Raw genomic sequence first — 20,962 nt, forward strand, 5'->3', positions numbered from 1 at the left:
AGATGAAAAAGAGGAAGTTATTTCATTTTTTTGAGTAAGATGCAGGCAAGGGGTTGTAAACGTTTTCAGATAGGTTTATAATAGAGGAGAAGGACATAATATATATGCCTATCGTGGGAAGTACAAACCATCTTATAAAAAGGAAGTGACGGAGACTGATACATTTCTTGACGAAGCTACCTGATTAGTAATGAAAGAAGCCCTCTTTTTGGTGCCTGATTTCTGACTTTCTTACTAATCCCTGCCAGTTATAAGGAGGTCCTTTATGAGTTTTTCATTTCTTTCCAAGAGTAACCCTCTCGTTTCTAATGTAAAGAAAGGGAAGTTTTTAACCCCTTGGTTTTTAGCTCCCTTTATTCTCTATTACATCACCCAGTACATGTCTCCGATCAGTACTGCTTCCACAAACTTCTTTTTGAACAAACAAAGTTGGATTCCCGACTGGTGGAATATTTTGGATCTTTTGTCCTTTCTCTACACCATCATCGCCTTCTTCCTCTGGGTGAAACTCATTGAAAAACGACCGGTTCGAACCATGGGCTTTTCCAAAGGAAATGGTCTCTCCGAATTCGCTAAGGGGGTCTTGGTCGGCGCCATTATGATTACTACGGTCTTAATCGTCTTCTTCATCACTGGTGATGTCCGTTTCGATCGTATTCAATTTAGTCTTCCTTTCCTCGTATCTTGGATCTTGGTTCTGATTGGCTATATTTTTCAAACGGCAGCCGAAGAAATTTATATCCGTGGTTGGTTGATTCCAATTATTTCTTACCATAAGAATGCTTACTTAGCCATCCTCATTTCTTCTACCATGTTCTCCTACTTCCACTTGAACAACAACGGAGCTTCCTGGCTTTCAACAGTTCACCTCTTCGTTTTCGGTCTCTTCACAGCAGTCTATGCCTTGAAGAGAGGAAATATCTGGGGACCTTGTGGCTTCCACTTCGCTTGGAACTTCATCATGGGAAATGTCTACGGCTTCCATGTCAGTGGCTTTGATAGTGAATCCTCTCTGATGTACTTCACAACTTCAAACCGGACCTTTATCACAGGTGGTGAGTTTGGACCTGAAGGTGGGATCCCTGGCTTAGTCGTCTTTCTCCTTGCTCTCTTGTGGGCCATCTTCCTTCTCAAAGATACCTCTGCAGAACAAGAAGAACTCTACCCTCAACTGAGCTATGAATAAGTAAAAGAAAGAAAAGGCTGGATTTACCCAGCCTTTTTCTGTTTCCTCTATAGGTTCGATAAAAAGAAACATGCTATTTTTTCTTGGCATTTCTTTTAAAAAGAGTATAATAGAACTATGCGGAGGTGGTGGAACGGCAGACACGCATGCTTCAGGCGCATGTGCCTCTTCGGGCGTGAGGGTTCAAATCCCTTTCTCCGCATCTTGGAAAGGTGGCCCAGCTCGGTACGGCACCGGACTCGAAATCCGGCAAGTGGATTTTCTTCACGCGCGGGTTCAAATCCCGTCCTTTCCTTCTACAACTAAAAAAGACATGAGCTTCATATCTCATGTCTTTTCTATTATTTGATCCCGGCTTCTAGAAGACCGTCTGCCAAGCGGGCGAAGGCTTCTAAACTAAGGGCTTCTCCTCGTACAGAAGGTTGCAGGCCTGCAGCTTGGATCCCTGCTTCCAATTTGGCTTTGATTTCTTCGGTCTTGCCAAAGCGACTGGTCAAGTTGTTCCAAAGCGTTTTGCGACGGTGGACAAAGCTAGCCTTGCTGACAGAGAAGAAGAAATCTTCATCCTTGACGGCTACTGCTGGTTCTTCGCGACGCACCATCTTGAGGATGGCAGAATCAACGTTTGGCGCTGGCACAAAGACGGTGCGAGGCACGATAAAGGCTACCTTAGCGGTCATATAGTATTGGACTGCAATGGACAAAGACCCGTAAGCCTTGGTATTAGGTTCGGCTGAAATGCGATCTGCCACCTCTTTTTGCATCATGACCACAAATTCTTGGAAAGGAATTTTAGACTCGATCAAGTGCATGAGGATGGGAGTCGTGATGTAGTAAGGAAGGTTGGCCACTACCTTAATCGGAAGCTCTGGATTTTTAAACTCTGCGATGTACTGGTTGAGATCCACTTTGAGGATGTCTTGGTTGACAACCGTGACATTGTCAAAATCCCGCAAGGTATCCGCCAGAATAGGAACCAAGCGGTCATCAATCTCAAAGGCCATCACTTCTGAGGCATTTTCTGCCAAAAACTCAGTGAGAGCTCCAATTCCAGGACCGATTTCGATGACATTGACCTGCTTATCAATCTCAGCAGTATCCACAATCTTTTGAAGGATGTTGGTATCGGTCAAGAAGTTTTGACCGAAGGATTTTTTAAAGGTAAAGCCGTGACGCTCTAGCACTGCCTTGGTCACGCTATAATCTGCAATTCTCATTTTTTCTCTTTTCTAATCCTTTTAGTGTAAGAAATAATCACTCTATCTCTCTTGTGTTTCTCTACAAGCTAGCCTAACAGTCTTCCACAAAGGCATTCTGCTCCGCTTGGTAGACATAAGCTTCCCCGTTCTTATCTAAGACGGTTTCCAACAAGGGCTCTATTTCCAAGGCCTCTTCAAGACTGATAATGGTGATCTTAGATGGATCGTCCAAATCTTCCTGAGACTCAAAGCCTGTAAAGAATTGCCAACCACTATCTTGTGGATGATGAGGGACATCGTGAATCGCCCAATTAATCTCACGTCGTAGGAAGCAATCCTTGGTAATCATGGCCCCTTTTTGCGTATCAAGATTCAGAGGAGGAACCATCAGGCTTGCGATATGTTCCTGCGCAAAATCCAGCTCATCTCCAAGCTGGATGGAGGTAATATAAGCGGGTTGATTGGTTAAACGTCCTTTGAACTTCCCATCGCGGATTTCAGTGAGTTCGACCCACATACGCTCTGCTCGACACCCATTCTCCAAGACTGTATCCAGCACAAAGATGAGGCGAACCTGGTCCCCAAGCTTCAATTGGTTGATTTCTTCTTGACTTGGAATCAAAAAATGCCGTGGATTCTTTTGATGTTCTGCGTGAACATTCTCCAAAGAAAAGCCGATCACTTTTTTCTTATCTGTAAACAGGTCGAACAATCCCATCTTCTACCTCTATCTCTTTTTTAATAACTAGCCATCGTTTCTTCAACTTGTGCCAAACAAATCCCAAACAATTCCAAGCGTTTGAGCAGTTGTTTGCCATTGCAGTAGCCGATGCGCAAGGCTTCTCCTAAATATTCCCGTCGTTTGCGACTGTCACTGCCCATCAGCAGGCCGAGTCGCATCAGATCTGACTTGGTAATATCAAAGAAATGCTCATCTTCATAGGAGCCCACCAGTCCAGCAAGGGCTTTTTCTAAGTCTTCAAAGCTGGCATGCTCGACTCCCAAGGAACAGCCCTTGGTTTTTGATTTGGGCACTGCTTCGCCACGATTTAAAAAGGCATGCTTGGCCTGCGGAATTTCTTGCATGATGATCTTACGAATGCGCTCCCCATTGTAATCCGGATCCGTAAAAACTATGACTCCACGCAACTCCTGCAAGGTGGCAATTCGTTCTAGGTCATCCTGATTAATGGCGGATCCACGTGTCTCATAGGTATCCACCTCATAATAGCGTTTCAGATTGGCCGTATCGTCCTTGCCTTCAACAACAATCACTTCTGGTATTTTTCTTTTCTCAGTCAAGGCCAAATACCTTTCTCGCATTGTCATAGGTGGCTTGAGCTACTTCCTCTGTCGTCAAACCACGTAGTGTTGCAATATGATCCACTACATATCGGGTGTAGGCTGTTTTATTTTCCCGGCCTCGCTTAGGAACTGGTGCCAGATAAGGGGCATCTGTCTCAACCAAGATTTTGTCCAAAGGTAATTCTTTGGCTGCCTCCTGAATGTCTGTCGCTTTTTTGAAGGTCACCACTCCCGAGAAAGAGATCATCATGCCTAAATCCATGAAGCGTTTGGCATCTTCCAGACTTCCTGAGAAAGAATGCATGATCCCACCGCGTGGGCCAACTCCTTCACTCTTGATAATGGCATAGGTATCTTCGAGAGCATCACGCGTATGCACTACAAATGGTAAGTCTAGTTCCTTAGATAGCTGAATTTGACGGCGAAAGACCTTCTCTTGAACTTCCTTAGGTGCTGTCATCCAGTGGTAGTCCAGACCGATTTCCCCTAAGGCGACGACTTTAGGATGTTTCAGCCGTTCCAGTAGATAAGCCTCTACCTCAGGACTATAATCGCCTGCCTCAGTAGGATGCCAACCAAGGGTGAGATAAACCTCTGGGTACTGGTCTGCCAATTCTATTGCTCGTTCAATGGTTGGTTTGTCAAAGCCAACAACATTATGGGCAATGACTCCCAGCTCTTTTGCTAGTTCTAATTCCTCTTGTTCTCGCCCTGCAAACTCTTCAACGTTGAGGTGAGTATGGGTATCAAAAATCTGCATATGGATCCTTTTCTACGATTTTTCTCACTCTATTATAACAGAAAGCATAGCTGAATACACTTTTGGCAAAACAAAAACCAGTAGTCTCGAGTTTCTACTGGTTTTTAGCTTTTTATCTGAATTAAGCAGCCAAAACTTTGCGTCCTTTACGACGACGAGCTGCCAATACGCGACGACCGTTTTTAGTTGCCATACGGTGACGGAAACCATGTTTGCGCGCACGACGAAGTTTACTTGGTTGATAAGTACGTTTCACGATGAATACCTCCTCATAGATTTTGTATTCGTTTAGCCGGCTATAATGTGATCAGTTACTAAACATACTTTACTATTCTATCTGATTCAAGGCTGTTTGTCAATAGCTATGAAAAATTTGTTGGGTCAGGTTCAATGATACCGCTTTTATTAGGCATCTCCTTCTATCCTTTGACGAGTTGCTTCATAGTATGGAAGCAAGCAGGCCATTCCTTTTTTTAATTCCTCAAGAATGGCATCTCGGCTAGTCGCTTGTGATAGATTTACATCGACTTTAACCAAGACCTTTCGGACTTGGCTAGCTTCCACACCTTTGAGAAGTCTCAGACGATTGGCTTCTGTTCCTTGAAATCGTTGGCTGACACCTTCTATTTGGGCGAAATAATAGACTGGCGAAGAAACCGGAAGAGTTAAAACTCGGTTCTGCTTTTGTAGACTCTCCTCATCCTTCTTGCGTTCGATAAAACTCACTTCCAAGGATACACCAAAGTCCTTCGCATCCCCATAAAGTCGCAAGGCGAACATCGGATCCGCTATTTCTCCCTCTCCTTGGAGATAGGCCCAAAAATGAGGGCGAAGAATTTGGGCTTGATTCATCCACTGACTGGTCCGCTCTTGTTTTAAGTGCGGAAAAATCTTCTGAAAATCACTGACCAGATGAGTGAACTCCTTGCGAGCTTCTTGGCCCATCTCTCGATAGACCAACATTCGCTCCGCATCCTCACCTGCTTTAGCAGGGGCTAGGTACTTGATCCCCTGACAATTCAAAAAGTCTTTAATCTTAACAAACATACTGCTATTCCCTTCTCAAAAATAAAAGGAGAGACCAAGCTTACACTCCTCTCTCCCTTTTGAAATCTTCTTTTTTAGACGGTAGATTAACCTTCAATATCGACGACAACGTAACGATTTGGTTCTTCCCCTTCTGAATAGCTCGTTACTCCATCCATTTTCGATACGATACGGTGGATGATCTTGCGTTCGCTATTAGACATTGGATCTGTATGTTGTGCTTGACCTTCTTCTAGAGCACGACTTGCCAATTTTTGCGCATAGCTTTGAAGAACTTCTGCACGGTGTTCAACATAATCATTGACGTTAATAGCAATGTAGAAATTCTTAGAATACCGATTGTAAAGATAGTTCTGCGCCAACAATTGAAGGGCTTTGAGAACTTTCCCGTGGTATCCAATCACACGGCCTGGCTCATTGGTATCAATCTGCATATTGATGGTTCGACGGTTGTAGCTACTTGAAATGCTAGCTTCTACATCCATTTCATCAATTACTGTTTGAACATAGGAAGTGACATCAGAAACAACCTTTTCGATGTCATAGCTTTCTTCTACTTCAATGCCCAAATCAGCAAAATCAGACGTTTGGCGTGACTCAGCTTCTTTAGGACTTGAATCGAGAATCTCCCCATGACCTTGTTCTTCAAGAATGGTTTCAGGAGCCTTCTCATGCTTAAGAATCTCAGCCTTCACTTCTTCCGAAACTTCTTGGCCTTCTTCTTCAACTTTTTTAATCGCAGCCACCACACGACCCAAATCAACAGTCTCTTCACTGACACTCTTGACAGGTTCGTTTTGAACATTTATTTCCTCAGGAACTCCCTTAACAGCTTGTTGATTAGCTTTTGTAACCGTAGTTTCTGCAATCGGTTCGATGTCTACCACAGCTGGCTTCTTACCAAAGAGACCGAGGAACCCTTTCTTTTCACGAGAAACGACAGTAATATGTGCTTTCATGCGCGGGATATCTAATTCTTTCAAACCATTTTGAATGGCTTCTTCAACATTGACTCCTGTATATTGGACCATCTGTCAAACTCCTTCTTAGTTTTTCTTTTTCTGTGCTTTATTAAATGCACGTCGTTTTTGTTTTTCTATATCTTTGATTGCCTGTTGCTCTGCTTCACGCGCCGCAATGATCTTAAATGGATTGTTCAACAGGTAAGTTTGCCCAACTTGATAGGCATTGGAAACTACCCAGTAGAGAGCAACCCCGCTGGCTGAGTACATGGCGAAGAAGAAAATCATGACCGGCATTGCATACATCATGGCTGTCATTCCACCATTTTTTTCTGGCATGGCTTTGTTGCTCAACCAGGTACTAAAGAAAGTGAAGACGGCTGCCAAAACTGGCAAAATAAAGGTTGGGTCTGTTGCGCTCATATCCAACCAAAGGAAATGACCGACTTTTAGGAATTCTACCCGACTCAAAGCTTGGAACAAGGCCATCAAGACTGGCATTTGAATAAACAATGGCAAGAAGGCCGAGGAAGTCTTCACACCTTTTTCTTTGTAAAGCGCCCGCATTTCTTCTGACATACGAGTGCGGCTTTCCAAATCCTTCCCAGGATACTTGGCCTGGATTTCTTTCACTAGTGGCTGAATCTCCTGCATTTTGCGCGAGGAGGTCATTTGGTATTGGAAAACTGGCAAAAGAATTGTCCGAATCAAGAGAGTGAAGAGGATAATCCCAACTCCGGTATTTCCTCCAATCGAAAGAAAACGAATGACTTCTGCAAAGAAGTAAACGAATTTTTCCCAAACTCCTGATGATTGGGAAGTCACTTCAGACGTTCCACAGGCTGTTAATAAAAGGAGAGCCCCTCCTAATAAGCTAGCTACTTTTAATTTCTTTTTCACGTAATTACCTTTCCTGACGATAGACTTGCGCTAATTTTAATACATGGACTAGATTTTTTTCAACTTGGTCAAAATCCAGCTCTTCAACACCCTTTCGAGCAATCACAACAAAATCATCTGCTACAAGATGATCCTGATGCTTCATCAAAACATGACGAATCAAGCGCTTGATTCGGTTGCGTGTCACAGCATTTCCTAGTTTTTTACTAACAGATAAGCCGACACGGAAATGGGGCTGCTCTTGTGGCAAACGGTAGATCACAAATTTTCTATTCGCACAATTCATACCACTTTTAAAAATGGCATTGAAATCTTTTTCTCGCTTGACACGATAGCTTTTTCTCAAACTCCCACTCCCTCTTTTAAATTTATTCTATTATACCATAATTTCAAAAAAAACCAACGACCTTCTGGCCCTTGGTTTGAAGCCTCCTCCATTACTGTTAAATCGACTAGGAGAAGAGATGCTGGATAGTTGACAAGATGATGGGTAGGCTATAAATGAAGTTCAGTCCGATATGAGCAAGGATAGGATAATACAAGGAGCCTGTCTTTTCATTCAGTAATCCAAACAGAAGAGAAGGGATCGTATAGATCAAAAAACTCAAGACAGTAAAGGGATGCTGGAGGAATTGAAATCCGCTATAGATGAGGGCAGGCGCCCATACACTCGCATAGAAGGGCCATTTTTTAAAATAGGCTTGGACAAGCGCTCCACGGAAGACCAATTCTACTGTCATCGGTCGAATGATGACCACTAGGACAAAGAGGATGAGAGATCCTAAGGCTTCCAAGGTCACCGGAAAGGAGTGATAAATAGCTAGACGTCCTTTGGTAAAACCACTGAGAAAGTAGTCCAGCCAATAGATTGCACAACTAGTGAATATAGTAGCGTAGATAGCGGGGAGGAATTGTTTCTTCTTCGCCCACTGAAAAACGGTACGTGGACTATACTTCTTCACAAATGAAAAAACAAGCATCAGATAACCTGCTTCTAAAAAGAGAAGGGTCCAAAAATAGCTAAGGGCTTGGCCGACTTGGTTGCTGACTAGCTGGGCTAACTCGCGAAATTGCGGCCTCACCAAGATGTAAAAGACCAGCAATAAAAGTGGATAAAAGAGCTTGGCCTTTGTCTTTAAAAATTTCATACATTCCTTTCAAGGGATTAAAAATGATTTATTGCATCTTACCATAATCATTCCTAGGATTCAATTAGAAAGTAGATAAAAAAGAGGTCGAGACAGCCGTCTCTAACCTCTAGTTTCTATTGGAATACCAGCTTATTGTAGCGATTATCAAGCTTTCTTCTACCCTTTTCTGTAAGTCGTAAAGCCCACTAGCACAGACACAAGAATGGCTAGGCAAAGAATGGTCTCTAGCCAGACAAGGGGCCTTAAAAGAGGACTTTGCAATAAGCCTTGGGCCATTTTCAGGGAAGTAGCTGTGATGACTGTAGGAAAGGTTAAGGCTGAAAAGGCTGGTTGAAACCCTTCTTTTATCATTCTGGGCAGACGCGTTAAAACGAAGAAATAAAAACCTTGAGAGAGACCGATCATGATATATAAGAGCCAAACCGGCAGACTAGCTCCACCAAGACGAACGAGGGCCGCTAACAGAAGAGAAAAGGGCGCACAATAAATGCCTTCTTGCCCCAATAAGTGGCTCGGTAAAGGGGTAGTTTTCAATCCCTGATAGATTAGCGGGTAAAGAATCAAGGTTAAGACAAAGCCAAACCCGAGAGTCAGATAGGCCAACTCAACCACCCCTACCACTGGATAGGTCAAGGCTGCCACAGCAATCCCTACATAAAGGACGGTCCAACTAGGGGTGGCATTGGCTCTTGGTTTTGCAAAAATATGGGTCTTGGTAAAGTAGAAAATTAAGCTACAATCTAAAAGGAAAGCAGACCACCAAACTGTCTGGGCAAGTCCTCCAAATGTAGGAAACAGTCGTAGGAGATAAGTCGATAGAATCATCCCAGCCATGGGAAAGGTCGCCATTCCAGATAGAAGGGCTGGTTCTTGAAGTTCAATCTTCGTTTCTTGCCAGTAGATCAGATGGTGAAACAAAAAGAAAACCCATAGAATCAAACCCGTCAAACTGAAAAAATGGGCCAGAACTGGGAAGGTATCAGACAGAAGGTTTCCCGCTCCTGCTAAACCTAATAGACAACCTGAAAATGCTAAAGGAATCTTTTTCATCTTGAGCTCCAATTATTTTATCGCTTTCAGTATAACATAAAATACCAGAAGGCATCATCAAAAAAAGAAGTAGATATAAAATCTCCTTCTCATTTTCTTATTTTTAAGCTTAGCTCCATCATTTCATGCACAAGCTTGGTTCTTTTACGCGTAGGGCTGCAATTCTGGATTGATAGGTGTATTGGCCAAGTTATTGGCATAGTTACAGAGACTAGCCAGACTCACACCTAGGACCACATCCAAAGCATTTTGGTGACTATAACCTGCTTCTAAAAATTCAGCTAAGGCCTCATCTCCAACGCGTCCCTTGGTATTGATCACTGCTAGGGTGAATTTAGCCAAGGTATCCAATTTCGGATCTGTTTCAATCGGAGTACGATTGCGCAGAGCTTGAAGAAGGTCGTCATTCATTTGGATCTGTTTGATCGAAAAAGCTGTATGCCCTGCCACACAGAAGGCACAACCGTTGGTCACCGCAGCAGTGATTTGGACAACTTCACGTTCAACTGGTGTCAAACTGTTGCGACGGTTAATCGCACCGACTGTACGATAGGCTTCTAGAGCTGTCGGCGCATTTGCTAAAAGACCGATGAGATTTGGAATATAGCCGTTGTTATCTTTTTGAACAGTTTCAAGAACCTCTTTTACCTCTTCTGGCGCTGTCTCAACTGTATGAATCTGAAATGTTGTCATAAATCTACCTCTTTTTCTCTTGGTGGCACTTAGTCTATCATAGAATAGAAAGCTTGAAAAATATATATTTCATATACCTTCCATAAAAAATAGTTATCACCAAGAAGAAAAGATTCAGACCTATCGACCCCACTTCTGCTCCCGTTCAAAGCAACTGCTTCAAGAGAAAGGGCCTTCCTCTCATTCCCCTATCCTTCTATGCCCGAGCAAGTAGCAGATAGATTAACAAGACTAAAAAAAAGAGGACACTAACGATCAAGGTCGCTAGCTTCATCCCTCGACGGGCTAGCCAATAATTTGGCTTCCCTAAGTTACTGGTCGCATCTGTTGATAGTGATTGTTGTTGACGAGGTTGAAACATCACCAACAAGATTAGACTGATCGATAGAAGGAACATCAGCACAACAAATAGCATTTCCATCTTATCCTCCAAAAACTCGGAAAAGGGTGAGCAGTACCCCCAACAAGATAACGAGACCGATGACAACATTTAAGGTCAGGTTAACTTTTTCCGAGCGCGTTGCTTTTTCTTTTTCCGCGGATCGTCGCTTCAGAGCATTCATTCGTCCTTCTACTTCTTTATAGAACAAGTCCTTCTTCTGATCAGGCATTTCTATCACCTATCCCTTCCTGGAATCTCGAACGGAACTCTTCCTGTTCGATCGCGTTAGACTGTGCAATTTGATTTGAAACTGCATGTCGATAGTTCTCTATTGATTGATAAATTTCTTTGATGCGTGCCACGAGTTCGTCTTTTGCTCCTTGCCTAAAGACATTTTCTTGAGCAAGATAAGGCGGGTCATGTAAGGTCTGTTCAAAGCCTAGAATCAGCTGTTGGTGCTCAAAGGCCTTACGAACAATTCCCTGTACCTCCCCAAAATGATTGATATCTAGATAGATACTGGATTGGTGAAGAAGCTCCTTGATCCGCTCCTGGCTAATATTCTGATACAAGACCAAATTGGGGTAGCGGACCAGAGACAGGAGCTTCGGAGACATTTCTGTCACTGCCGCAACTCGGAAGGTCACATCCGGTAAGTGCTCTAGCAAATAAGGCAAGGCTTCAATCTGATCTGAATTTGTTAATACAAAAGCATCCTTGCGAACATCATCTTTGATTACAAAATCATAGATATAGCCAAGAGGGGCAAAAAAGCCCTGCTGCTCTGGTGATACCAACTGTAGAGCACGGAGATAGGTCTCCCTTTGAGGGATGAAGATCTTCTTCGTCCGTATCTCTGGACTGTTTAGGATGAGTTGCATATTGCCTGGCAGACTATCCCGTAATGGCTCTTGCCAAACCAAGACATCCCGGCCTACCAGTCCCATTTTGCCGAGTTGCAAACTCAAAGCAAAAGACTGAGCCAGCGTATTGAAAATCACCTGATCTAAAGCAAATCCTCGGTATTGGACATAAAAGACGTAGAAATCTAGTCGATTTTTAAAGATACGCATAGGCTCATGGTCCAGTGTCAAAAGCAGATCACCTGTTTGATGATTTTCTGTCAGGCGTTCTATTTCTTCTTCAAAGTAGGTGGTTAACAAAGGATTGCCCTGACCATCACAACTGGTTACCGCTATTTTGCGACCATACTGATCATAGCGATCCACTGTCCTTACTTGTCCCTCTTGATTGAACCACTCTACCCGCTCAACGATTCGCTTATGAGTCGCTCCTTGGTAATAGATACGCGCTTTTTCTTGGCCGTAATAGGAAATCCGGCCACCAGACGCATCTCCAGTAATTTCCCAAAAATCAGGGACTAAAACTTCGTTAAAGAAGCGCCCCCGTTTTTCGCCTGTCGGTCGACCTAAAAAGTAAAGAAAGGGCGACTCCACTCCATCGGGTAAAAAACCATTTGGTTCCAAGACGATTGTTGGATGCGTGTAACCTGCTCTTTGTAAAGAATAGAGCAGATCTTGGCTTTCGCGCGAAAACCGATCAAACACATTAAGCATGGGTCACCTCCTCAATCAACTGAGACCAAGCTTTTTCAACCTTACTGGTTAGAAAATCTTCTGCACGCGCATAAGATGCTTGACGCATGGATGCCATCTTTTTGCTCTGGTATAACAAGCGGATCATTTCAGCGAAGGACCTCGCTATCCTGTCCACAACCTGATCTGGTTCAGTCGGAAGCAAGTAGCCATTCTCCCCATCTCTAACAAAGTTCTGATTGCCGTAGGGCACATCAAAGCCAATGATGGGAAGACCAGAACCAATCGCCTCCATCAAGGTGAGACCAAAGCCTTCACTGGTTGAAGCTGATAGATAGACTTCATAATCTTTGTAAATATCGGTCAAATCCATATGCCCTTTGAGCTGGATATAGTCCGTCGCTCCTAACTCTTCAATCAGCGACCGCAATTTCTCCTCCTCCCCACCTTTTCCATAAATATCAAAAGAGAGAGCTGGGAGAGCTTTTTTTGCTTCGACAACTGCTCGAACTAACCAGTCGATGTGTTTTTCTGTTGCCAGACGCGAAGCCGTCATCAAAGAAAAAGGTTTACGAGAGTCCTTTTGCAGTAGACTTGCAAGACTTCCTACCGGAATGGTGTAAATAGCAGGAGAATGCTGGGTATATTTTTCAAATTGCGCTGCCAAAATTTCCTTTTGCCGATCTGTCGCGACAATAAAGAAGTCCACCTTATCCGCATTAGTAAATTGGTAATCGTAATAATTGTTCCACAAAATATATTGATCATCAGTACTGTTGACACTATAGTGCTCCGCATGGACCACGACTCCTAGACGAGCTTTTTGGGCCTCTTCAAAAATGGGTTGGCCGATGTCCGTCTCCCGATCCAAAATCACCAAATCTTGTTTGGTCAAGTTGAGGGTTTGCATGAAATAGCGAATCAATTCCTGCCGGCCCAGGAGATAACGATCTGGGAAACGGTAAATCTCCTGACCATCTGCCACCTGCATCCGATAGGCCACACTTCCGTCTTCATTGTAGAAACGCCGTTCAATCAAATGGGCTTGATTATTTTTGGGGATAAAGTACTCTGTACAGTAGCGAGTATAGGAAAAATAATCTTTTCTGACTAGGATCCCTCCAGAAACATACTCACAGCGCTCTACATAGGGACTCTTTTCGTCCCGAAGATAGCAGGTCAAAAAACTGTCTTGGTCTTCGTAGAAATAGCGTTTCACCTTCCCTGTGGTCTCTTCTCGCGTTGGGCTCCCAGCGAACCCAGCCAGGACTTGATCCACCGTATAAGTGGTTGGCGCAATTTTGATATCCGTAAAATGAGTGTAGAGCCATATGATTTCATGGTCTTTAAATCCAATATTCTCTGTTAAGTGTTGAATATTGTCTGCTAATATCATATCCATAAAAATAAATTTTGCAGGTTCTTGGATCTGTCTTAGCAATTTGGCCCGATAGGCTTGTGCATACTCGACGCCACTACTGGCCCATCCAATCCCAAGATTGATATTGTATACTGTCATAAATCCTCTTTTATGGGAAATACAGGACAATTTCCCCTTTTGTATTGATTTCTACTCGACTGAGTAAGAGATTGCGAACCATCTGCTCTTTTGCCAAAGCCTTCATCCGATCAAAAGATAAAGAGGCTTCTTGGAAAAATTCGACCAGTGGATTCTTTTGACTGGCGTACTGACCAGACAAGGCCACACGTAATTGTTGCAAATAATCCACTTGTTCCACCCAATTTTCGTCAATAGCTTTTAAGAGCACCATACGTTGAAACTGAGCAATTACCTCATCGGATTCCAGCCTTTGATATTTAGCAAGCAACTCCGAGCGGGCTAGCTCCCAGAGGAAATCCTCTTTTGCCTGCTTGGAAGGAATGGCTTGATGGATCTGAGCAGGATTAACCTGATAACTGATATGATCTAAAATATAGTGATAGAAGGCAATCGGGTCTTGATACTTTTTATTTTTAGCCACTTGGGCAAACACTTCCCGAGCAATTTTCTCGATTAATCCATCCAAACGTCTGTCCAGCCTGATCAACCGATCCCGTTCCTTATAAACCAAATCGCGTTGAATGTTCATACTCTCTGCGAACTCCAAGGTCAAGTGACGACTAGCTTGCGCAGCACTTTCACTCACATCCTGAGCTTGAGCGACGATGCGATGGTATTTCCTCCGAGTTAGAGGTTTGGCTTTTCGAAGTCGATCCTCTACGTCGTAATCTTGATACCTATCTTGAATCCAGTTTGGCCCCCAGTGTTTGATTAAATCATCCTCCAGAGAGACAAAAAACTTGGTTTTTCCAGGATCTCCTTGACGTCCTGATCGTCCTCGAATCTGGAGATCTATCCGGCGATTCATCATCCGCTCCGTCCCGACGACAACCAAACCACCTAAGGCAGCTACACCCTGCCCTAATTTGATATCTGTCCCCCGACCTGCCATCGAGGTCGCAACGGTCACTGCACCTTTTTGCCCAGATTCAGCAATGATCTGTGCTTCACGAGAAGCCTTGTTAGCATTCAACAGATTATGGGGAATTCCTTCACGAAGGAGAAGGTTTGAATACAAGACAGACATCTCAACCGAGCCGGCAAAGATCAAAATCGGGTTTCCCTTTGCATGGACTTCTTTGATGTAGGCCATAGAAGCATAGACTTTTTCTGGCAAGGTCTGGTATATCTCATCTGGAAGATCCTGCCTAATCCGTTTTCGATTGGTTGGGATCTGAATCACTGACATGGCATAGGTCTCCAAAAATTCAGCTTCTGCAACCTTCCCGGTTCCCGTCATACCGCCAAGTTTTTGAAACATCTTGAATAAATTTTGGTAAGTAATCGAAGCCATGGCCCGTGTCTCTGGTGTCAATGAAAGTCCTTCCTTGGCTTCAAGAGCCTGATGCAGTCCCCCTTGAAGACGAGTCAATTCCATAAGACGCCCCGTTGCTTGATCCAAAAGGACAAGCTCCTGTTCTCCTTTTTTATTCGAACGGACGACATAGTCCTTGTCCCTTTTATAGTGTTGATGTGCTTGTAAAGCCAGACTAATATGGCGGACAAGATCACGGTGCTCAGGATCATACAAATGCTGCAGGGATAGAAAAGCCTCGGCTGCTTTTACACCTTTTGGGGTCAACCACACCTGTTTCTTGTCCCCATCAGCCTTGTATTCTTCTCCTTCTTTGAAGGTTCGGATCAAGGTGTCTACAATCCCATATAGATTGGACTGCACACGAGGAGAGCCCGAAATCACTAAGGGTGTCTGAGCACTATCCAATAAGATAGAATCGATTTCATCTACAATCGCATAGTTCAAATTTGCCAGGAATTGGCCATCAAGTGAGGCGGTTAAATTTTCTGAAAGATAATCAAAGCCCAAGCTGCTATTGGTGGTATAAACAATGTCAGATTGATAGAGCGACCGCTTCTTAGCTGGGGAGAGTTCGCCCTCAGTATCTTGAAGTGGAACTCCGACTGTCAAACCTAGAAAACGATAAATCTTACCCATTTCTTCCGCATCACGAGTTGCCAGGTAAGTATTGGGGGTAATCACCATAACCCCCTTCCCTTCTATTGCATTCAGGTAGGCGGGCATGGTTGCCGTTAGGGTCTTTCCTTCCCCGGTTTCCATCTCTGCAATATTTCCTTGGTGGAGGACGATCGCTCCCATGACTTGAACATCGTAAGGAAACATCCCCAAGACTCTCTGAGAGACTTCTCTCACGACTGCATAAGCTTCTGCTAGCAAATCGTCTAGTGACTCTCCTTGTCGGAAACGACGGCGGAATTCCTCTGTCTTTTCTTGTAACTGCTGGTCTGTCAACTGGGACATCCGATCTTTCCAGCTATTCACCTCATTTAAGATCTTTTTTATTTTTTTCAATTTTATAGAATCCACTGGGTCCTCATTTACTATCCATCTGCTTGATCTATATCAGAACAACTCATTGTTCAGACGAAATCGGTGAAATCGTGATATGGTGAAAGGTAAACTCTTGCATCCCTGCACTGAGGAGATGCACTTGGTAAGAATAGGCTTGCTCTGGATACACAAACTTAACTTGCCCTTCTGTACTGACCTGCCGGTCCACTATCTTGCCAAAACGATCCTGGCAAACAACTTCTAGCATAACCGTATGAGCAGGCCTAGAAGTCATCTGAACTTCAACTATATAGGTCCGGCCTCTCTGTATAAGTGGCAGACTGGGTGCCATCCGATCCTCCCCATAGCTTGTGAGGGATTTCCAACTTTTTAAGACTTGACCAGAAGGCATCAAAGGATTCGTAAATCGAATCTGATCTTCTGCTAATCTTTCTATCACAGACCCCCATAAATAATCAACTGAAGAGATCGGCCCCCAATAAAGGAGACGATCTTTTTGCTTTCTCATCCTAATCATCCGCTTCTTCCAAAATCTCTTTCCATGATTTCTTTGTATTGGGTCAAGAACCACTCAATGATAGACTCCGTTGCATCATTGTGGCGACCCGGGCGACTTGAACTAATGATCCGAATAGGCTGGTGATAAAGAGCTTCTAAAATATCCGAATAAGCCTTCTGGTCGTAATCATCGTCTCTCATATAAGCCAAGGCTAAGAGGGTATCCTTTAACTCTGCCTGATGAAATCGATCCCAAAAACGCTTGTTCAAGGCCTCTATGCCTTCACTTGACACTCGACCAAGAAGCAATTGCATCATATCGAGCGAGGTTCCAAATTCATCTGGTCGTTTAAACTTCAGATTGGCAGCTACATCCCCAAGGTTGACAATCGGTTTCCCAACCAAGATCGCATGAGGTGAGTAAGAGGCTCCATAGTAGAGAGCTCCATAAGTGCCCATCGATAGACCTGAAAAGTTCAATTCTTTGGGACCAAATCCTAAGGATTGAAGATGGTGATCGATAAAATCCTGAATCTTCTTTTCCAACTCTGGAGAGCCTAGATAGAAGCATCCCCCCTCTAGACGTGGATCCGAAAAGAGAATAAAGGGCGCTCCCATATTTTTCATCATGGCAAAGCCTTCAAAGCCCTCTGCAGGACGATAACCGGAGAAATAGACATTCAGAGGTGGCTTCAGGTCTCCTGGATGGAAATAAGCAAAAATTTCCTGACGCTTGCTGTCTCTGAGAGTCTGTGAACCAAGAGCAATTTCTCCAAAAGGACCATGAGAGAAGCGCTTGTGCAAAGCACCGATTATGAGTCGCCCCTGGCCCTTCGCTTCTAGTGAAAAGGATAGGTAATAACGATCGGGCTCGTCAATTAAAACCGGCCTTTCCAAATCTGTTTCTGAATAGACAAGCTCCTTCACTAAAGATCCCAAGGTCCCACTCTGGAAAAATTGGACCCGCAACTGGATCTGGCAGTCTGGCGTTTTCTCGTACTCTAGCCATAGATCCGTAGGAATGACCCCATCATACGAATAGGTGTTGACCCACTGGGCTATGGGAGTATATTCTTCTCCATATGAACCCTCTAACTCCAAAAAGTGTTTCCCTCTGACCGTTTGACTGCCTGCAAAGTCAGCTCTAACTCGTAACTCTCTGACACTAAAGGCATCCCCATACTGGCCGTCATAAAGGAAACGATGAAGTTGATAGAGAAAGGGAGCCTTATCGGAAAAATCCCAAGCCTTAGCCTGAACCAGTTGCATCAAATGATCCAGTTCTTCTGTAACTGACTCTTGATCATATACTTGATCATAGAAAACAGTGTAGGGCTGAAAGAGACTCAATTCTTCTTTGAAGCTCAATAACCTCTCAGGATGATCCAGCACCAAGGCCTGGAACTCCTTAATACCTTGCTCCGCCATGTAGTCCTCTATCTGTAGAGGGGTTTGGATAGAAAAATAATGCCAGTTCAGACCTTCTGGAATTGTCACTTCTTCCTGCCAATTTGTAGGTCCAATTTGAAGAATATGGCCTGTTTCCAACTTCCTGTCCATCCTAGTTTTTCATCCATCCTTCCCATTTGGCGATCAAGCGCTGGCCTGTGTATTCTTGGATCTTTTCGACAGAATAAATCAGCGCTTCATTCCACGGTTTCAGATCTCTAAGGAAATAGTCTATCGCTTTTTCTAGCTCTTCCTCCATCTCACCCAAGACATATCCATTTTTAAAATGGTCTACATACTCCGTATGGGTACGATTGATCTGAGGGATTCCTGCCGAAATGCCTGCAATTTGTGTATACAGATCGGGTTCCTCACTTACGTCTATTATTAAGCGAGTCTGTTCTAATTCTTTGATGATATCATTTTCGTTAAAGAAATTTCGAACCTTATAACGATCTAGCTTCTTTTCAAAGAGAGAGGCATCTTCGAGGAGGTGGTTTTCTCCCAGTTCTCGAGAATCAACCTGCCCCCCTAGAGAAGCTATCCCCATCTTGCTAGCCAAGTCTTCTAACTGATGATCCAGTGCCGCTACTGTTTCATCAGAAGCATTGTAAATCGCGAAAATGACCTCAAACAAGGGATTTTTCGCTAAGATTTCAAACATTTTCTGTAAAACGGATTGAGAGGGGAGATCCTTTTCATCCAGGTGGAAAAAGATTTTCGACTCCTTCCTCTCCTGACTGCTTCCTAACCTCAGCCGTGAATCAAAGGACGTCAGGCGATGGATCTTAGAAGTAAGACTTGGAGCAAGACCAAGCAAGTCCTGTTTCGTTTTTTCACTATCCGTTATCACCAAGTCAACCTCTTTTAAAGAAAAATGAAGCGACGAATCTTCTTGAGATAAGGGCTGGCGTTGCCCATAAAAAGAAAGAACCTTTGAAACACCTAGTCCCACTTGTTGGACAAAGGGTAGATTGACCGGATGGGCTGCAATCACCAGACGATCTTGACCCGGAACCAGGTCTCCTAGGTTGGCTTTCAATTTTTCAGCAACCACTTCTCCCATGTCCGGATAGGTTTCTCGTTTGAACTGCTTCTGAAAAGCTTCATTGACCAAGACCATGTGGCTAGCATCTGTCAACAACTCTCTCAAGACCCAGTCACCTTCAGGGGTTAGATAGTCTTGAAAATAGGGACTTCCCTCTTTGTAGTATATAAGACTGGAAATAAAGCCTCGGTCATCCAGATACTGCACATAAACCGTTTCCTTATCCTTTACCCGTCTCACTGAGAGGATATTCCCGTCTACCCCCAGATCGATACTAGCAATCTCCTGGCCGCGACAGAACGCCACTATTTGAAAAGGCGTATAAGTAAAGCTTGTGTGAGCAGGCCATTCCAAATCCTCGACCTGAATCGGAAGCATCTCTTGATGAGGGGAAATCCCCTGAATGTGGTCAAAAATCGACAGATAGTCTATTTCTAACAAATCTTGCCGATGGAGGTCGTAACGCAATTGCGGGCAATAGTGCGGAATCACTAATTTCCGCTCCACTCCCGCTTCCTGGAAGACCCGAAGCTGGTGAATAGTCTCATCAAATTCAATCGTAGCTTGCGTCCAATACCAAGGCGTCACCCTACTGTGCCAAATCCGCTCACTGCCATACCAGGCTGGTATAAAGTAATACATAACAACTCCTAAAACAATCTTGTATAGCCTTGGTTCACGCGAAGGGCTCGAACTTCCTCTCGGATGGTCGACATCATCCCCACAAACATGAGAAAACTCCCTGGAATCATGGCCAAACGCAAAAGTCCTCTATCCCAGAGCAGAAGAAGGAAAGGCAATGCTGTAAACAGAATTAAATAAAGTGTCCCAAAGACCGTTAAACGAAAGACAATTCGATTGATGTACCGACGTGTCTCTTCGCCAGGATAAACGAAATCAATATACTCTGAGTTTTTCATCATCTTGTCTGCAATTTCTTCCCCATTGACCGTCACAAAGGCAAAAGCAAAGGACAAAATTGCTATCATCAGACCGTAGAGCAGGATCCAAGCTGGCGCTCCTATTACCAACTCCTTTGCGATACTGGCAGCCCATGACGCACGGGGATTGATGGCTTGGACTAGCAAAAAGATATACTGCGGGATAGAAACCAAGGTCATGGCATACATAAAGGGCATCCCCCCAGCTGGATTGAGCTTGACCTCTAAAAAGGTGTGAGGTTTCAAACTATTATGAATCCCCAGTTTATTCACAGGGATCCGATAGCGAGCATACTCAATGCATACGACCATGAAAATAAATGTTAATAAAAGGGGCACTAGAAACAGGAGGCTGTATGCTGAACCCCCACTCTTTGACAAGGTTCCAAGGACATCCTCTGGCAAGTACAGGAGCATCCCCGCCATCATGATCACAATAGAATTCCCCAAGCCTAGGGCCGTATTTAAATCAGCTAACCAGACCAAGAAAAAGGTTCCTGCAATCATTATCAAGGCATTGAGCGAGACAACTAGAAGGGGGCTCAGATCTGTTTGTAAGGGGAGATAAAGAGAGATGGCCAGAGATTGAACAAGAGCAAGAGCAAGTGTCAGGTACATCTTCCGTCGTTCCACAAGCTCCGAACTGGTCCTCTCCAGGTTATACCGTTTAGATACTGTAAACAACCGCCACAAAATCATGGAAGACATCCAGGGAGAAAGTCCAAGAGCGAAGATGGACATGCCACGAAGATTTCCACCCATGATAGCACTCGTCAACTCCAGACCCCTTGCAGCACCTTCATTCACATTTAGAACCTTCGCTAGGTCTACAAAGGGCAAGGTGATTTTACTTCCTAAAACATAAACAAAAACGAATAGGATTGTCCAAAATAATCGTTTCCTAACTCCAGATTGTTTCATCATATCCTGCTCTTCTACTCCCCC

Annotated in this window: 22 protein-coding genes and 2 tRNA genes; 3 read left to right on the plus strand and 21 right to left on the minus strand. The window is 44.0% G+C overall.

Annotation, left to right across the window (positions count from 1 at the left end; translation table 11 throughout):
* Positions 1-265 precede the first annotated feature (265 nt).
* From I2D56_RS00915 to I2D56_RS00925, 3 genes are all read left to right on the plus strand, one after another.
* Positions 266-1,186 carry a CPBP family intramembrane glutamic endopeptidase gene (locus I2D56_RS00915; RefSeq protein ID WP_154857216.1) on the plus strand — a complete coding sequence of 307 codons (921 nt, stop codon included), beginning with the start codon at positions 266-268 and terminating at the stop codon, positions 1,184-1,186.
* Between the two features lie 119 nt (positions 1,187-1,305).
* A tRNA-Leu gene (locus I2D56_RS00920) sits at positions 1,306-1,388 on the plus strand.
* Between the two features lie 4 nt (positions 1,389-1,392).
* A tRNA-Ser gene (locus I2D56_RS00925) sits at positions 1,393-1,481 on the plus strand.
* A 46-nt stretch (positions 1,482-1,527) separates the two neighbouring features.
* On the opposite strand, the gene rsmA is transcribed toward I2D56_RS00925, so the two are convergent.
* The 21 genes from rsmA to secY2 form a co-directional block, all read right to left on the minus strand.
* The gene (gene rsmA / locus I2D56_RS00930; RefSeq protein ID WP_195347770.1) at positions 1,528-2,403 is read right to left on the minus strand and encodes a 16S rRNA (adenine(1518)-N(6)/adenine(1519)-N(6))-dimethyltransferase RsmA; all 876 of its coding nucleotides are present in this window, start codon (positions 2,401-2,403) and stop codon (positions 1,528-1,530) included.
* A gap of 73 nt (positions 2,404-2,476) precedes the next feature.
* Positions 2,477-3,103, minus strand: a complete 627-nt coding sequence (locus I2D56_RS00935) for an immunity protein Imm33 domain-containing protein (protein ID WP_048715703.1) — start codon at positions 3,101-3,103, stop codon at positions 2,477-2,479.
* Between the two features lie 20 nt (positions 3,104-3,123).
* The gene (gene rnmV, locus I2D56_RS00940; protein WP_173018618.1) at positions 3,124-3,708 is read right to left on the minus strand and encodes a ribonuclease M5; all 585 of its coding nucleotides are present in this window, start codon (positions 3,706-3,708) and stop codon (positions 3,124-3,126) included.
* Positions 3,680-4,450 (minus strand): TatD family hydrolase, encoded by a 771-nt coding sequence (locus I2D56_RS00945; protein WP_195347771.1) that lies wholly within the window; start codon positions 4,448-4,450, stop codon positions 3,680-3,682. Before I2D56_RS00945 ends, rnmV begins: the two co-directional genes overlap by 29 nt.
* A gap of 121 nt (positions 4,451-4,571) precedes the next feature.
* Entirely contained in the window at positions 4,572-4,706 is a 135-nt protein-coding gene (gene rpmH / locus I2D56_RS00950; RefSeq protein ID WP_003003086.1) for a 50S ribosomal protein L34, read from the minus strand.
* Positions 4,707-4,855: 149 nt separating this feature from the next.
* Positions 4,856-5,497 carry a hypothetical protein gene (locus I2D56_RS00955; RefSeq protein ID WP_023024524.1) on the minus strand — a complete coding sequence of 214 codons (642 nt, stop codon included), beginning with the start codon at positions 5,495-5,497 and terminating at the stop codon, positions 4,856-4,858.
* Positions 5,498-5,583: 86 nt separating this feature from the next.
* A complete protein-coding gene (gene jag, locus I2D56_RS00960) occupies positions 5,584-6,528 on the minus strand; it encodes an RNA-binding cell elongation regulator Jag/EloR (protein WP_023027308.1) in 945 nt (314 codons plus the stop codon).
* Between the two features lie 15 nt (positions 6,529-6,543).
* The gene (locus I2D56_RS00965) at positions 6,544-7,359 is read right to left on the minus strand and encodes a YidC/Oxa1 family membrane protein insertase (protein WP_023027309.1); all 816 of its coding nucleotides are present in this window, start codon (positions 7,357-7,359) and stop codon (positions 6,544-6,546) included.
* Between the two features lie 4 nt (positions 7,360-7,363).
* Positions 7,364-7,705, minus strand: a complete 342-nt coding sequence (gene rnpA / locus I2D56_RS00970; RefSeq protein WP_023024530.1) for a ribonuclease P protein component — start codon at positions 7,703-7,705, stop codon at positions 7,364-7,366.
* A 106-nt stretch (positions 7,706-7,811) separates the two neighbouring features.
* Entirely contained in the window at positions 7,812-8,507 is a 696-nt protein-coding gene (locus tag I2D56_RS00975; protein WP_120701541.1) for a CPBP family intramembrane glutamic endopeptidase, read from the minus strand.
* Positions 8,508-8,666: 159 nt separating this feature from the next.
* A complete protein-coding gene (locus I2D56_RS00980) occupies positions 8,667-9,560 on the minus strand; it encodes a TDT family transporter (protein WP_117744755.1) in 894 nt (297 codons plus the stop codon).
* Between the two features lie 144 nt (positions 9,561-9,704).
* A complete protein-coding gene (locus I2D56_RS00985) occupies positions 9,705-10,253 on the minus strand; it encodes a carboxymuconolactone decarboxylase family protein (RefSeq protein WP_023024535.1) in 549 nt (182 codons plus the stop codon).
* Positions 10,254-10,449: 196 nt separating this feature from the next.
* The gene (gene asp5, locus I2D56_RS00990; protein WP_023024536.1) at positions 10,450-10,674 is read right to left on the minus strand and encodes an accessory Sec system protein Asp5; all 225 of its coding nucleotides are present in this window, start codon (positions 10,672-10,674) and stop codon (positions 10,450-10,452) included.
* Between the two features lies 1 nt (position 10,675).
* Positions 10,676-10,864 (minus strand): accessory Sec system protein Asp4, encoded by a 189-nt coding sequence (gene asp4, locus I2D56_RS00995; RefSeq protein ID WP_023024538.1) that lies wholly within the window; start codon positions 10,862-10,864, stop codon positions 10,676-10,678.
* The gene (gene gtfB / locus I2D56_RS01000; protein ID WP_195347772.1) at positions 10,857-12,212 is read right to left on the minus strand and encodes an accessory Sec system glycosylation chaperone GtfB; all 1,356 of its coding nucleotides are present in this window, start codon (positions 12,210-12,212) and stop codon (positions 10,857-10,859) included. Before gtfB ends, asp4 begins: the two co-directional genes overlap by 8 nt.
* Complete coding sequence (gtfA, locus tag I2D56_RS01005; protein WP_195347773.1) at positions 12,205-13,710, minus strand: accessory Sec system glycosyltransferase GtfA; 1,506 nt, start codon at positions 13,708-13,710, stop codon at positions 12,205-12,207. Before gtfA ends, gtfB begins: the two co-directional genes overlap by 8 nt.
* A 10-nt stretch (positions 13,711-13,720) precedes the next feature.
* Entirely contained in the window at positions 13,721-16,096 is a 2,376-nt protein-coding gene (gene secA2, locus I2D56_RS01010) for an accessory Sec system translocase SecA2 (protein ID WP_195347774.1), read from the minus strand.
* 46 nt (positions 16,097-16,142) lie between these two features.
* On the minus strand, positions 16,143-16,598 hold the full coding sequence (gene asp3, locus I2D56_RS01015) for an accessory Sec system protein Asp3 (RefSeq protein ID WP_195347775.1): 456 nt from the start codon (positions 16,596-16,598) through the stop codon (positions 16,143-16,145).
* Positions 16,595-18,139: an accessory Sec system protein Asp2 gene (gene asp2 / locus I2D56_RS01020; RefSeq protein ID WP_195347776.1), complete on the minus strand. Its 1,545-nt coding sequence runs from the start codon at positions 18,137-18,139 to the stop codon at positions 16,595-16,597. The genes asp3 and asp2 overlap by 4 nt, the downstream gene beginning before the upstream one ends.
* Before the next feature lies 1 nt (position 18,140).
* A complete protein-coding gene (asp1, locus tag I2D56_RS01025) occupies positions 18,141-19,718 on the minus strand; it encodes an accessory Sec system protein Asp1 (RefSeq protein WP_195347777.1) in 1,578 nt (525 codons plus the stop codon).
* 8 nt (positions 19,719-19,726) lie between these two features.
* Positions 19,727-20,941 carry an accessory Sec system protein translocase subunit SecY2 gene (gene secY2, locus I2D56_RS01030; RefSeq protein ID WP_195347778.1) on the minus strand — a complete coding sequence of 405 codons (1,215 nt, stop codon included), beginning with the start codon at positions 20,939-20,941 and terminating at the stop codon, positions 19,727-19,729.
* Positions 20,942-20,962 lie beyond the last annotated feature (21 nt).

This window comes from Streptococcus australis, assembly GCF_015553625.1.
Taxonomy (GTDB): domain Bacteria; phylum Bacillota; class Bacilli; order Lactobacillales; family Streptococcaceae; genus Streptococcus; species Streptococcus australis_B.